This is a genomic window from Amycolatopsis ultiminotia, from assembly GCF_039536925.1.
Lineage (GTDB): Bacteria > Actinomycetota > Actinomycetes > Mycobacteriales > Pseudonocardiaceae > Amycolatopsis > Amycolatopsis ultiminotia.
Genome location: NZ_BAAAZN010000001.1, coordinates 51,913 through 65,917, shown reverse-complemented (window position 1 = coordinate 65,917; position 14,005 = coordinate 51,913). Strand labels below are relative to the sequence as shown.

General features: G+C 68.5%; 12 protein-coding genes. 6 read left to right on the top strand and 6 right to left on the bottom strand.

What is annotated here, in order from left to right:
* Positions 1-16: 16 nt before the first annotated feature.
* From ABD793_RS00310 to ABD793_RS00295, 4 genes are read right to left on the bottom strand one after another with little or no spacing between them, the layout of a single operon-like run.
* Positions 17-877 carry an enoyl-CoA hydratase/isomerase family protein gene (locus ABD793_RS00310; protein WP_344854155.1) on the bottom strand — a complete coding sequence of 287 codons (861 nt, stop codon included), beginning with the start codon at positions 875-877 and terminating at the stop codon, positions 17-19.
* Positions 874-2,472, bottom strand: a complete 1,599-nt coding sequence (locus ABD793_RS00305) for a class I adenylate-forming enzyme family protein (RefSeq protein ID WP_344854154.1) — start codon at positions 2,470-2,472, stop codon at positions 874-876. Before ABD793_RS00305 ends, ABD793_RS00310 begins: the two co-directional genes overlap by 4 nt.
* A 40-nt stretch (positions 2,473-2,512) precedes the next feature.
* Positions 2,513-3,628 carry an Rv3169 family protein gene (locus ABD793_RS00300; protein ID WP_344854153.1) on the bottom strand — a complete coding sequence of 372 codons (1,116 nt, stop codon included), beginning with the start codon at positions 3,626-3,628 and terminating at the stop codon, positions 2,513-2,515.
* Positions 3,625-4,782, bottom strand: coding sequence for a cytochrome P450 (locus ABD793_RS00295; RefSeq protein WP_344854152.1), 1,158 nt, complete (start codon positions 4,780-4,782; stop codon positions 3,625-3,627). Before ABD793_RS00295 ends, ABD793_RS00300 begins: the two co-directional genes overlap by 4 nt.
* Before the next feature lie 259 nt (positions 4,783-5,041).
* Between ABD793_RS00295 and ABD793_RS00290 the strand changes: the two genes are divergently transcribed.
* The 3 genes from ABD793_RS00290 to ABD793_RS00280 all read left to right on the top strand — a co-directional run bounded on the left by ABD793_RS00290 (position 5,042) and on the right by ABD793_RS00280 (position 7,748).
* Positions 5,042-5,677, top strand: coding sequence for an alpha/beta fold hydrolase (locus ABD793_RS00290; RefSeq protein WP_344854151.1), 636 nt, complete (start codon positions 5,042-5,044; stop codon positions 5,675-5,677).
* 315 nt (positions 5,678-5,992) lie between these two features.
* The gene (locus ABD793_RS00285; RefSeq protein WP_344854150.1) at positions 5,993-6,547 is read left to right on the top strand and encodes a cupin domain-containing protein; all 555 of its coding nucleotides are present in this window, start codon (positions 5,993-5,995) and stop codon (positions 6,545-6,547) included.
* Between the two features lie 190 nt (positions 6,548-6,737).
* Positions 6,738-7,748, top strand: coding sequence for an NAD(P)/FAD-dependent oxidoreductase (locus ABD793_RS00280; protein WP_344854149.1), 1,011 nt, complete (start codon positions 6,738-6,740; stop codon positions 7,746-7,748).
* 86 nt (positions 7,749-7,834) lie between these two features.
* On the opposite strand, the gene ABD793_RS00275 is transcribed toward ABD793_RS00280, so the two are convergent.
* A complete protein-coding gene (locus ABD793_RS00275) occupies positions 7,835-10,279 on the bottom strand; it encodes a helix-turn-helix domain-containing protein (protein ID WP_344854148.1) in 2,445 nt (814 codons plus the stop codon).
* A gap of 91 nt (positions 10,280-10,370) precedes the next feature.
* Positions 10,371-10,826 (bottom strand): MaoC family dehydratase, encoded by a 456-nt coding sequence (locus ABD793_RS00270; protein ID WP_344854147.1) that lies wholly within the window; start codon positions 10,824-10,826, stop codon positions 10,371-10,373.
* 281 nt (positions 10,827-11,107) lie between these two features.
* On the opposite strand from ABD793_RS00270, the gene ABD793_RS00265 reads away from it, so the two are divergent.
* Genes ABD793_RS00265 through ABD793_RS00255 form a run of 3 tightly spaced genes read left to right on the top strand, consistent with a single transcriptional unit; the run spans position 11,108 to position 14,005 of the window.
* Entirely contained in the window at positions 11,108-11,902 is a 795-nt protein-coding gene (locus ABD793_RS00265) for an enoyl-CoA hydratase-related protein (RefSeq protein WP_344854146.1), read from the top strand.
* Positions 11,903-11,914: 12 nt separating this feature from the next.
* Positions 11,915-13,051 (top strand): acyl-CoA dehydrogenase family protein, encoded by a 1,137-nt coding sequence (locus ABD793_RS00260; protein WP_344854145.1) that lies wholly within the window; start codon positions 11,915-11,917, stop codon positions 13,049-13,051.
* Positions 13,052-13,096: 45 nt separating this feature from the next.
* Complete coding sequence (locus tag ABD793_RS00255; protein WP_344854144.1) at positions 13,097-14,005, top strand: SDR family oxidoreductase; 909 nt, start codon at positions 13,097-13,099, stop codon at positions 14,003-14,005.

Below are 14,005 nucleotides of genomic sequence, written 5' to 3'. Positions count from 1 at the left end.
TCCGGAACGAAAGGGGTCAGATGAAGGAGCGCTGGCCGAACCGGGGCGGCCGCTTCTCGCGCAGCGCGGCGAGGCCCTCGCGGGCTTCCGGGCCGGTAAAGCCGAGAATCCCGAAGGCGAGCGAAGCCTCGAACGACGGCCACGCGGCCCGCACCCAGTTGTTGAGCGACTGCTTGGTCCAGCGGATCGCGCTCGGCGCACCGTTGGCCAGTTTGACGGCGACCTCCAGCGCCTTGGCTCCGACCTGGTCGTCGTCGACGCAGAACGTGACCAGGCCGATCCGCTCGGCCTCCTCGCCGGTGATCGCGTCGCTGGTCATGAGGTAGTACTTCGCCTTGGACAGCCCGCACAGCAGCGGCCAGATCGCCACGGCGTGATCGTCGGCGGCCACCCCGAGCGTGGTGTGCCCGTCGACCAGCTTCGTGGTGCGCCCGGCGACACTGACGTCGGCGAGCAGGGCCGCGGCCAGGCCGCCGCCCGCCGCCGGGCCGCGGATCGCGGAGACGACGGGCTTGCCGCAGTCGAGCATGTTCTGCACCAGCTGGCGGCCTTCCTTCCACATCAGGCAGCGGAAGTCGTAGTCGTCGATGATGCGCTGCACCATGTCGAAGTCGCCGCCGGCGGAGAACGCCTTGCCACGCCCGGTGAGCACCACCGCGGAGACAGTCGGGTCGGCGTCGATCAGCCGCCAGATTGCGCCGAGGTCCTGGTGCAGCCGGATGTCGAGCGCGTTCATCGTGCCGCGGGCCAACGTGATCCGGAGGACGTGTGGCTCCGGGCGGTCCAGTTCGATGCTCTCGTAGTCCGGGTAGACCACCGGCGGCACTTCCGATTCGGTGACGGCGCCCGCGGTCTGCTCGCTGCCGTTGAGCGTCATGAGTTCTGTCCTCCTGAGAGTTCGAGCGATGCTCCGGTGCCGAATTCCTCGCGCAGCGCGTCCTTGCGCACCTTGCCGTAGACCGCGCGCGGCAGGTCTTCGCGGAAGACGATGCGGCTCGGCCGCTGGTAGCGCGCGAGTTTCCCGTCGCCCCAGGCGCGCAGGTCCTCTTCGGTCAGGTCCGAGCCGGGCCGGGGAATCACCACCAGCAAGGGAGTTTCACCCCACTTGGGGTCGGGAAGGCCGATGGCGGCCACCTCGAGCACGTCCGGATGGGCCATGAACACTTCTTCGATGTCGGCGGCGAAGATGTTCAGCCCGCCCGATTTGATCATGTCCTTGGCCCGGCCGGAGACGTAGAGATAGCCGTCCTCGTCGAGGTAGCCGACGTCGCCGCTGCGCATGTAGCTGCGGCCGGTTTCCGGGGAGTACCAGATGATCTCCTCGGTCAGCTCCGGATTGTCGAGGTAGCCCTTCATCATTCCGACGGAGTGCGCGACGATCTCGCCGATCTCGCCCGGCGGCAGCTCCCGGCCGTCCGTTCCGGAGATGATGCGCACGTCGTCCAGCAGCACAGGTTTGCCCACCGAACGCCGTTTGCCCCGGTCCGCGTCGCCGGGAATCCGCAGCGTCGCGAATCCTTCGGAGAATCCGTAGACCTCGTAGATCCCGGTCCCGGCGAACGTGCGCTCGAGTGCCTGGTAGGTGGTCTCGGCGATCGGCTGCCCCGAGGTGACGAGGCAGCGCATCGAGCTGACGTCGGAGTCGGCGAGCCGCGGTTCGTTCAACAGCGCGATGAACTGCGTGGGAACGAGGAACGCGTGCGTGCCGTGCTCCTGCTCCACGGCGGAAAGGAACGCGCTTGCGCTGAATTTGGGCAGGATGACCAGGGTGCCGCCCCGGTACATGGTCGGCATCATGGTGATCCAGGTGCCCGACGCGTAGGGGGGCGTCGCGACGATGGCAACGGAACTGTGGTCCACCCGCAGGCCCATGCCGAAGCCGAGCGGGTACATCAGCCGGCTGAAGTGGCTGTGCTCGATCCCCTTGGGGATGCCGGTGGTCCCCGACGTGTACAAAACGGTGATCGAGTCGTCCGGTCCGATGGTGACCGGCGGCGCGGCCGCCGACGCCGCGGCCGCCAGCACGGTCACCGACGTCCAGCCCTCGCTCTCCTCCCCGGCGGTCAGATACCGCCCGTCTTCGACGGACGGCAGCCGGTCGCGGATGCTGTCGAGGGTCGCCGTGGTGCCCGAGTTCGCGATCACCGCACGGGCGCGGGAGTCGCCGAGCAGCCGCGCGAGTGAGCCGGTGTCGAGCAGCACGTTCAGCGGGACCGAGACGAGCCCGGCCTTAATGACTCCCCAGAAGGCAATGAACGAGTCGAGACCGGCCGACATCAGCAGCGCGACGCGATCCCCGTGCCGGAGCCCGGAATCGAGCAGAGCGTTGGCGAAGCGGTTCGTCTCTTCGTCCACTTCGCGCCAGGTGAGCCTGCGGCCCTCGCATACCACGGCGAGGTCGTTCGCGAACACGCGGGCGTTGTGAGTGATCACCTGGTGGCACAACAAGTCGAAGTCGTACTTCAGCGGCATGGTTCCTCTCTCCTTTGAGATGGTCGGAAATGCTGCGGGCTCAGAGAAAGGCCCATCCAGGCGTGCCTCGTTTGCACGCCTCGTAGGCATCGGGTTCCAGCGGCTGCAGGACGCCTGTAGTGCTCCGGCCGTCCCAGCTGATCCGGCAGTGGTGCTCGTCCAGTCCGCGAAGCCGAAGACGGGTAGCGGGATCGGCGAGGTCGTAGGTGTCTCCTTCGACCAGCACCTCGGGCAGGTCGCCCCCGCGGTAGTGCCCTTGGTGGACGTCGCCGTCCGGAGTTCCGCCGTACATGGCGCATCGCATGAACGCGGTCTGGAGCCCGAGGCGTTCGAACCGCACCTGCCGGGTGCTGCCGTCGTCGAAGGTATAGTCGAGCACCCCTTCGGCGAAGATCTTGGTCTCTTCGTCGAACCGCAGCCGCCGGTCCACCCGCGCCACCCGGCCGGCTCCGGGCCGGGGATCGCCGAACTCGTAGAGCACCCGGCGGCCCCACACGGCGAAATCGTCGAAACGGACCCAGTTGCCGCCCTTCCAGCCCGCTTTGACGGCATGGCCGCCGTTCATCGCGGGACCGCCGACCCCGCGCCCGATCCCCCAATGCCGGTCCCGGGTGCCGCGGGCGTCGCCGGCTCGCCAGTCGATCCGCTCGCCGCCGACCCGCACCCGGCCGGTGACCTCGCCGAACCCCTCGAAGCCCGCCGTCATCACCGGCTGGCTGCCGGGCACCGGTGCACCGTAAGTGGCGTCGTAGACCTGACGGGTGCGGTCGGTCCACTCCAGATCGAAGGAGATGTCCCAGGCATTGGGCTCCAGTACGAGCCGCCAGCTCCGCAGGCCCTCCAGGATCACCGGCCGCAGCGGCCCGACGCTCAGGTCCATCCGGTCCGCGCCGAGACTGCGGAACGCGCGAACCGAATGCTGCCGTCCGCGCAGCGTGACGACAGCATAGGCCTCGGCGCTGTCGAGGTTCGGATAGAAACTGCCGCCGACGGCCAGCATCAGATCGCCGGTGTTGTCGTGCAGCACAAACCAGTAGCGCTCGTAGAAACGCGGATCGCTCGACCACGCCACCCGGACCGGATCCGGCGTCTGGTGGATCAAGTGGTCGTCGACCGGAGCCAGCGGGAACTGCTCGGAGAGGAAGTCCGCTGTCATCGGCCCCACCTGATCGGCAGCCGGGTCGGGCCCCGCGCCACCATCGAATTGGTCCACGGCACGTTCTCGAGCGGCTCGGCGAACTCGTAGCCAGGGAATCGCGTGACGATCTCGCCGAGCGCGATCTGCGCTTCCAGCCGGGCGAGCGGCGCACCGAGGCAGAAGTGCACCCCGGAGGAGAACGACAGGTGCTTGTTCGGTTTGCGGCGCAGGTCCAAGCCCGCGGGATCGGCGAAGACCGCGGGGTCCCGGTTGGCCGCGACCAGCAGCCCGAAGACCCGCTCGCCCGCGGCGATCCGCTGCCCGCCGAGTTCGCTGTCGGCCACCGCGAGCCGCGCCGTCGACAGGACCGGGCCGTCGTAGCGCAGCAACTCCTCGACCGCGGTGGGGATCAGTTGCTCCCGGTCCTCGCTCAGCGCGGCGAACTGGTCCGGATGCGCGCGCAGCGCCAGCAGGGAATTGCTCAGCAGGTGCGCGGTCGTCTCCTGCGCGCCGTTGGCGATCATCATCATCGACGCGATCAGCTCGTCGTCGGTCAGCGTCTCGCCCGCGACCTCGTGGCTGATCATCCGGGTCAGCGCGTCGTCCCGCGGTTCGGCCCGGCGCTGCGCGATCAGCTCGCGGAACAGCTCCGACATCGACTGCGCGCCGTGCTTCGCCCGGCTGTACTTGTCGGTGACCTTGCGGGAGCTGCCGATGAACAGCATCATCTCGTCCGACCACGACTTGACCTCGGCGAGCCGGTCGCGGGGCACTCCGAGCAGGTCCATCACCACGAATCCGGGCAGCTTGAGCCCGAACTGGGTGTAGAAGTCGAACGGCTCGTCCCGGGGCAGCCGGTCGAGCAGCAGGTCGGTGACCTCCTGCACCGGCTCCCGCAGGCTGCCCACCGTGCGCGGGTTGATGACGCTGAGCATGTGCCGGCGCACCCGGGTGTGCTCCGGCGGGTCCTGGAACACCATCCAGATCGACAACCAGCGCAGCACGTCGCCCGCGGTCGCCCTCGCGGCTTCGGGAAGGCGTTCGACCACCGGTGTCAGCCGGTTCGCGGAGAACACTTCCGGGGTGGAGACCATCTGCTGGACCTCGGCCCAGCCCAGCACCAGCCAGCCGGAGATCTCCGGGCTCCAGTGCACCGGCCCCGCTTCCCGCATCCGTTCGAAGATCGGGTAGGGAGCGCGGAGATGGGCGGCGTCGGACGGATCGAAACCGGTTGTCGCGGATCGGGACGCGGGGCTGGGCGAGTAGGCGGGCAAAGCTGCTCCAAGGGTCCGGTTGGTTCGGTTCCCAGGCTTGCACAGCTGGGTGCGGCGGGAGCCGGCCGCGAAAGCCGGATGTTGGACGGCGCCACAAGACGCTCGCGCCCGAAGCGCCGATCAGCCGCAACCGGCAGGCCTGGTGCGCTGACCCCATTTGCTGGGGGGCTGGCACAAGCCGGGTTTCGCGGGAAGCGCCCTTCCTCGCCGGACTCTACGACGATCGCCCCGCATCCGGACACGGTGTGCTGAATCCCGTTTCCGGGAACCTTACGCTGACGCAAGGAGAAGCCAGACGAGCAAGCCGGTACTGCTGGTCCACGGCGCTTTCACCGGAGCATGGGCATGGCGGGACGTGATCGAGACGCTGCGCAAGCGCGGTGTCTCCGCGACGGCGATCGATTTGCCGAGCCGAGGCCCGGCGAGGACGCTCGCGGCGGATGCCGAAGCGGTTCGGTCGGCGCTGACGAAACTAGGTGAGCCGGCGGAGCTGGCCGGTCACTCGTACGGGGGCAACGTGAGCGCCGGTGCTCGACGCGCTGGGCTCCCACGAGCTGGCGACCTTCGGGGAACCCGTGACGAAACTCGGCTGGGCGCAGCACCCCGTCCACCTACGTTCTCTGCACGCGGGACAAGGCATTCTCACCGGCGCTGCAACACGAGTTCGCCAGTCACACCACCACCGTCGCGGAGATCGACTCCGGGCACGGCCCGATGCTCACCCAGCCCGGGAAACTGGCGGACGTCATTGCCGCGGCCGCGAGCTGACACCGCGGCTCCGGCGCTCCCGTAACGTTCTCCGGTTGCGGCTAGGGATTCTTCCGTTCTCGCGCAACCGGGGTTCGCCGGGCCGGACGCGAACCGACGTGTCAACGTTGTTCCCCGGACCGGCCGTGAGCGGCACACCGGTCCGCGGGACGCGAGGAGTCCGGGACCAGCGGCGGGTTCAGGCCCTCCGCACCCGACCGATAAGCCCGCACGACCGCCGGATTCCTGCACTGAGGGACATCGCTCCGTCGAGCAGGATCGGCGTGTTTCTGGAGCCGCGCACAAATTCCGGAATGCGGCCGGCTGCCCTCTCCAGGTGAACCGTGTCACAGTCCCTGCCATGGCTATCCCGATCAAACGAGTAGTGACTGGCGTCGACGAAAAGGGCGCCTCGATCCCTTACGAGGACGCGACGCTGCACCCTGTCGAGCTGGACATCATGCCAGGCGTCCAGATCTTCCCGGTGTGGTCGACCGAGGGCCCGCTCGTCAGCCCGGCCGCCGACCCCGCCCCGGCCAGCAAGAGCTTCTTCCCCGGTCCTGGCGGCACCCGTTTCGGCCTTTTCCGCCTCCCGCCGGACTCGGCTGTGCCTGCCGACCACGCACAGCCGGACGAGGCGACCGTAGCGGCTCAGGTCGCGGCCGCAGAGGAGGCGGTCCCGGGACTGCTCGCCGCGTTCGAGCCCGACGCCCCGGGCATGCACCAGACGGTCACCGTCGACTACGTCATCGTGATCGAAGGCGACCTCTGGCTGGAACTGGACGACGGCGTCGAGGTTCCGTTGCCCGCCGGCACCTGCGTGGTGCAGAACGGCGCCAGGCACGGGTGGCGCAACCACGGCAGCACGCCGGGCACGCTGGCCTACGTGATCCTGGACGGCGGCAACCCCGAATAACCGGCCGCGGCACCGCATCCAGCCGATTCCCCTGAGCCAAAGTCACCATCCACTCCGAAAAGGACTCTGTCGCACATGCCTACGCAAACTCTTCCTGAGGTCGACGCCGTCGTCGTCGGCGCGGGCTTCGCCGGTCTTCGGTCGATCCACACGCTTCGCAAGCATCGCCTCGGTCGCCGATCACCTGACCGTGTTCCAGCGCACCCCGAACTACGTCATGCCGGGACGCAACCACCTGCTCTCCGATGAGCAGCGGACCGAACTCCGGCACAACTTCGAGGGCGTGTGGCGCAAGACTTTCGACCATGTCTTCGCCTTCCCGATGGAACCGGCCAACCGGCTCGGCTCCGACTTCGACGACGCGGAGCTGGAGCGGGTGCTGGAGGCGGGCTGGGAGGCGAGCGGCTTCCACTTCGTCTTCGAGACCTTCGACGACATGTTCGTCGACCAGCGGGTCAACGACCGGGCCGCCGAGTTCGTGCGGCGGAAGATCCGAGCGATCGTCAACGACCCGGAGACGGCCGAGCTGCTGTGTCCCCAGGCGCACCCGATCGGCGGGAAGCGGCCGCCGCTGGGCACCTTCTACTACGAGACGTTCAACCGCCCGAACGTGAAGCTGATCAGTGTCAAGGACGACCCGATCCAGGAGATCACGCCCGCCGGCCTGCGCACCGGCACCGCCGAGCACGAGTTCGACGTGATCATCTTCGCGACCGGTTTCGACGCGATCACCGGCCCGCTCGCGAAGATGAACGTCCACGGGACCGGCGGCCGGACGATCGCCGGGGAATGGAAGGAAGGCGCGAAGGTGTTGCTCGGCGTCTCAACCCCGGGCTTCCCGAACCTGTTCTCCATTCTCGGGCCCCAGGCGCCGTTCGCCAGCCACCCGCCGGTGATCGAGGCCCAGGTCGACTTCATCGGCCAGGTGCTCGCCCGCGCACAGGCCGACGGGATCGAGCGAGCGGAGGCGACGGCGGAGGCCGCGCAGGCCTGGTCCGACCAGTGCGACGCGGTGCTGGACGCGACCATCCTGCACCAGGGCGAGGGCAGGCCGTGGTTCCTCGGCGAGAACGTGCCCGGCAAGCGCCCGGGAACTCTCTGCTACCTCGGCGGGATGGGCAACTACGTCGCCGAGGTGAACAAGCAGGTCGAGGACGGCTTCCCCGGCTACGTGCTCACCGGGTCACGAGTCCCGGCCTGACCGGAGCGCACTGAGCGGCTGCCCACGAGCGATCGTCGCGGGCAGCCGCTCAGTGCTGCGACCGGACGGCGCGCACAGCGCACGGGCTACTGACCGCCCGGCAGCCGAAGCGCGGGCCGGGGCGCGGCTTCCCCGCCACGGCCGCTGAGCCGCACGATCGTCATCGCGACCTGCGCCGTCATGTAGTCGCCGTCGTCGGTGGTCACGGCGAGATTCGTCAGCCGCTCGATACCGCTCAGCCGATAGCGCACCGTATTCGGGTGCACGCCCAGTTCGTCCGCGCAGTCGCGGACGTGCCGACCCAGCCGGAGGAACGACTCGAGCGTCGAGAGCCACTCCCCGTACTTGACCGTCCGCTCGCTGAGCAGCGCGCCGAATGTGTCCTGCGCGAACTGCCTCGCCTCGTCTGCGTGCGCCGAGGCGAGGAAAACCCGGGCCACGCCGATGTCGTCCGCGGCCAGCACCCCGGCCGCGGCGTCCGACAGGTGCTCCCGGATGCACCGCAGCACCTGCTGCGCCTCGCGGTAGGCACGCGAATCGTCCCGCGGACCGTTCACCAGCGACGAGATCGCGACGCAGCACCGCCCGTCCGGGCTCAACGCTTCGAGGACGCCGGCAAGCCGGGCACGCAGCCAGTCCAGAGCGGCACGCGGGGTGTGTTCTCCCGGCACTTCGAGGATGAGCGCAATTTCGCTGCCCAGCCACGCAGCGAGCGCCGCGGACGGGGCGTCCTGATCCGTCATGAGCTGCGAGAGATGCTGGGGAGACAACTCGACCGGGCTGCTCGCGTCGCGGGCGGTCACCAGGCAGACCGCGCGCCGGGCGGTCAGGTCGACTCCCAGCGCGTCAGCTCGTGCTTCGACGTCCCGGTACTCCCCGCGGATCAAACTGCCGGTGAGGGATTCGACCGCGCGCCATTCCATGTCGTTCTCGAGCCGGCTCCGGGACCGCTCCAGTGCGATGTTGTGCGCGACGCGCCGGACGATCACCTCGTCCAGCCTGCCGAAGCGGCCGGACGCCTCGGCGACGACGACGTAGCCGAGCTGCTCTCCGTTGAGATCGATCAGCGATACCATCAACCGGTGGTCGATGCCGAGCTGAGGAAGCGGAGGGACGCACTGGGGACGGCCGGGCCGCAACGACTCCAGCACCGGGGCCACCAGCCGGTGGTCCCGGAGGTCGCCCAGGGTCCGCAGTTTCAGGCTCAGCGCCGCCGTCGCCCCGCTGTCGGCCAGGCAGCGGAAGTCCGCGTCGTAGATCGCGCAGGGCTTGGACAGCAGCCGCCCGATAGCCTCGCTCAGTTCCCGGATTCCCCGGCCGCGCAGCACGATGTCGGTCAGCTGCCCCTCCATCCGGCGAGCGCGCTGGAGCATCTCCAGCTGCTTCGACTGGACCTCCAGACTCGCCCGTAGCCGCGAGGTGAGCTGCACCTGGTTGATGGCGGTGGCCGCGAGTTCGGCGAACGAGACCGCGAGCTCCTGGTCGATCTGGGTGAATTCCGATGCGGTGTCCTCGGTGTCCAGGCACAGGATGCCGATCACTTCCGCGCGCAGCTTCATCGGCACGCCGAGCACGGAGCGCGCTTTCCAGCGCCGCATCGCGGCATGCACCGATCGCGGGTCGAGCAGCGCGTTGATCAACGCGACGGGCTCGCCGGTCTCGAGGATTTCCTTCGTGAAGTCGTCGCCTGGCATCCCGCTGACCAGCCCCTTGACCGCGGTGTCGATCTCCGGGATGCCGTGCGCGGCCTGTCCGTGGAACAGCCCGGTTTCGCGGTCGAGCAGGTGCAGGCTGCACCGGGCGGCCCCGGTCAGGTCGCTCAGTGTCGTGACGATCAGATGAAAGATCGAGTCGAGATCGCGTTCCTCGGCGAGCGCGGCGGCGAGCTTGCGGAAAGCCGCCAGTTCCTGACGGCTCCGTTCCGTGCTGGCCGAGCCTCCGGATGCGCCGTGCGCGTGCGACCCGGCCGGTTCGGCAACCGCTCTTGCGTTCACACTGCAGACTCCAGCCATGTCCCGCGCGCGTCGTTGCGTCGTAGGTTCCTTACGTACCATAGATAAGCAGGCGCAGCGCCGCAATGCGCCACGGACTTTCCCGCTGACGAGATGCGGCGCGAGCGCTTGCCGCGCCCGCCCCTCCCGGAGCACGGCATCCATGGACGCGGAACCGCGGAGCAGCGTCGATGCGGTCGGGGCCTGTTCCCCCGGTCGTCTGCCGAGCGCGGGAAGCCAGCGGGAACAGTCGCGATTACCAGGCCGAGTGCGTGTCTCCTGCGGAGTTTCCCGCAGCAGGCGCGGAAGTGGCGGGCTTCGTGTTCGCAGCGCGAGGCCCCGGGATCCGGTGAACCAGACCGTCGTTCGTTCGATCGCCCAGTGGTATTTGCCGTGCCGCTGGCCGTATTCGATGCCTTTGCGGGCGGGCGGATCATGCGCGAGCGAGATCGCCGGTCTGCCCCGCGTGTCACCGCCGAGCCCGACACGGCGTGCGGCCATCGCCGCGACGGCTTCGCCCGCCTCGGCTACCGCAACCACGGCCGCCGGTATCCGACAGTCAGCTACTGCACCCGCACGAGTTCCGTGTCGACTGTCACCACGACCTCGCCGAACGAGTCAAAAATGCAAGCTACCGCACGTAGGTCACGAAAATCGACTCGCCGACCATCGCGGGCCGCTGCCTGCCCTTGATCTCGACCCGAAGGGCAACGCGGTACTGCACGCCGCCATCGCTCCGCCGGGCCGCCGAAGTTACTACGCCGGCCAGCCGGATCTCACTGCCCACCGGCACCGGCGACGGGAACCGCACCTTGTCCAGACCGTAGTTGAGCCCCCGCGCGTGATCCTTGATCACCAGGATCTCCTTGAACATGGCAGGCACGAGCGAAAGCGTGAGATAGCCGTGCGCGATGGTGCCCCCGAACGGGCCCCGTGCCGCGCGCTCGGCGTCGATGTGGATCCACTGGTGATCGTCTGTGGCATCGGCGAACGTGTCGACCCGGGCCTGCGCCACCCGGCGCCACGCCGAGGAGCCCAGATCCAGATCCCTGGCATCGGCGAGTTCCGCCACCGTCAGTTCGAGCACAGGTTCCTCCACTCATCCAGGTCGTTGCCCCGTCGCCATAAAGGTCTAACCTTTCAGACAGTCGCGAGATAATCAACAGTAGGCGGACCTCGCTCAGGCCGGACTCTCGGCCCGGCTCGCGGCAGTAATGCCAGGCCAACAGCTGATTTATCTCGCTTCACAGCCTCGCAGCGCCGCCACCGCAGCTCCGGCTTGTAAACGATCGTTATCACGACTACAGTCACAAATGGTCAGGCCAAAAGAAGGCGCCTGCGTCGGCAACGGAGCGGAAAGGCAGGTCGATGGACAACTTCACCGACATCACGTACGAGGTCGAGCGCGGTCTCGCCTGGATCACCATCAACCGGCCGGATCGCTACAACGCGTTCCGCGCCAAGACGGTCGACGAGCTCGTGCTGGCGTTCAAGCGGGCCTGGGCCAGCGACGAGGTCGGCGCGATCTGCCTGACCGGCGCGGGCGAGAAGGCGTTCTGCTCCGGCGGCGACCAGAAGCAGCGGATGGAAACCGGCGATTACGGTCCTTCACAGAGCGGACTGTTCGAGGTCGAGTCGCTGCACCGGGTGATGCGCGACGTCCCCAAGCCGGTGATCGCAGCGGTGAACGGCATCGCCATCGGCGGCGGCCACGTGCTGCATGTGCTCGCGGACCTCACGGTCGCCGCCGACACCGCGACCTTCGGCCAGAACGGACCCCGGGTCGGCTCGTTCGATGCCGGACTCGGCTCCGGCTATCTGGCCAGGGTGATCGGCGAGAAGCGCGCTCGCGAGATCTGGTTCATGCTGCGCCGGCTCTCCGCCGAGGAAGCGCTGGACTGGGGCCTGGTCAACCGGGTCGTGCCTGCGGACAAGCTCCACGACGAAGTCCGGGCCTGGGCCGACCAGATCCTGCAGTACTCTCCCACCGCGCTCAAGGTGCTCAAGCAGTCCTTCAACACAGACACCGAGCACATGGTCAGCATCGGTAACATGGCGTACACGACGCTCAAGCTGTTCGGCGAGACGGACGAGTCGAAGGAAGGGATTCGCGCGTTCAACGAAAAGCGCCAGCCCGACTTCTCCGCCTACCGCGGGAACTGACGGGCCCGGCCGATGCGACTGACCGCGGAGCAGAACGATTTCGCCGAAGCGATCCGCGATTTCTGTGCGCGCGAATGCCGGACGCAAGCCCAGCGCGACGCTCTCACGGAGAACGGGACGCTGGCGAACAGCCCGCGTATCCTGGCCGAACTCGCCAAGCTGGGCTGGCTCGGCGTTTCACTGCCCGAGGAGTACGGCGGTGGCGGCGCCGGGTTCGTCGACGAATGCGTCTTTCTCGAGGAGACCTCGCGCGGCCTCGCCCCCATCACCGCTTACTCGAGCAGCCTCACCGCGGCGCAGACCTACCTGAAGTGGGGCGGCAACGACCAGAAGAAGACCGTGGTCGGCAACATCGTCGCCGGAAGGCTGGAGGCGATCGCGCTCAGCGAGCCGGAAGCCGGATCCGATCTGGGCGGAGTCCGGGTCAAGGCGGTTCGCGACGGCGACGACTACGTCGTCAACGGCCAGAAAACGTGGATCTCCGCGGCGCACATCTCCGAACACCTGCTGGTGCTCGGCCGGGAGGACGCCACCCACGGCAAGCACCGCGGGCTGACCTTGCTGATGGTGCCGAGACACACGCCCGGCATCGAGATGCGGGAGGTGCCGACGATGGAAGCCCGCACCTGCAACGACGTCTTCTTCACCGACGTCCGCGTGCCCGCCTCCGCCGTGGTCGGGACGGCGGGCGAGGGCTGGAAGCAGCTTATGCGCGGGCTGGGGGTGGAACGGCTGATCATCGCGGCAATGAGCGTGGGCAGCGCCCAGCGCTCGCTGGACGACGCGATCGCGTTCGCCACCGAGCGGGAGGCGTTCGGCCGGAAGATCGCCGGGTTCCAGGCGCTGCGGCACCGGATCGCGGACCTGGCGACCGACATCGCCTTCGCCCGCTCCTTCCTCTACGACGTCGCCGAGCGCATCGACGCCGGGCAGGAGGACCGGCTGGCCGAGGAGAGCGCGATGGCGAAGATGCGGTGCACCGAAATCGCGAAGCACACCGCGCTGGAAGCGATGCAGATGATGGGCGGTTACGGCTACGCCCACGAGTACGGCATGGAGTTTCAGGTCCGCAGAGCGCTGGCGCCGCCGATCTACGGCGGCACCAACGAGATCCAGCGGGAGATCATCGCCAACCGGCTGCTCCCCTGACCGTTCGACGGTCCGTACCCGAATGCCCAGCACGAAAGGCGAGCCATGCCGAACCCCCCGGCCCGTTCTCCGTACCGGCCCGATCTGCTTGCGGGCAAACAGTTCCTCGTCACCGGCGGGGGTACCGGCCTCGGCCGGGCTCTCGCGGGGCATCTCGTGGCGCACGGCGCGAACGTGCACCTCTGGGGGCGGCGGGAGGCGGTGCTGGCGGAGGCTGCCGAGGAAGCCGGTTCGGCACGGCCGGGGAGCGTGCACTTCCAGCCGGTGGACGTCCGGCAGCACGATTCGGTCGACGCGGCGATGGCGGCGATCTGGGCGGAGCACGGGCCACTCAGTGGAGTGGTGAACAACGCCGCCGCCAACTTCATCGCCCAGAGCAAGGACCTGAGCCCGCGCGCGTTCGAAACGGTGACCGGAACAGTCATGAACGGCTCGTTCCACACGACCCTGGCGGCGGGCAAACGCTGGATCGCCGACGGCCTGCCGGGCAGCGTGGTGTCCACCCTGACCACGTGGGTCTGGACCGGTTCGGCGTTCGTGCTGCCCTCGGCGATGGCGAAGGCCGCCGTGCACTCGATGACCATGTCGCTCGCCGTCGAATGGGCCCGGTACGGCATCCGCGTCAACGCGGTCGCGCCCGGCCCGATCCCCACCGAGTACGCGTGGGCGATGCTCAACCCCACCGACAGCAGCGGTATCGGCGCGACCCAGGTCGGCCAGATCCCGGCCGGGCGCGCGGGCACGGTCGAGGAACTGGCCAACCTGACCATGTTCCTGTTGTCCGACGCTTGCGGCTACCTCACCGGCCAGACGATCGCCATGGACGGCGGGCAGATGCTCGCCGGCCCGGGGACGTTCGCCGGGCTCACTGCCTTGTCCGAGACCGATTGGGCGGAGGTCAAGCGGAGCAGCATGGCCGTCACCGCGGCGAGCAAGAAGCAGCGGTCGGTTTGA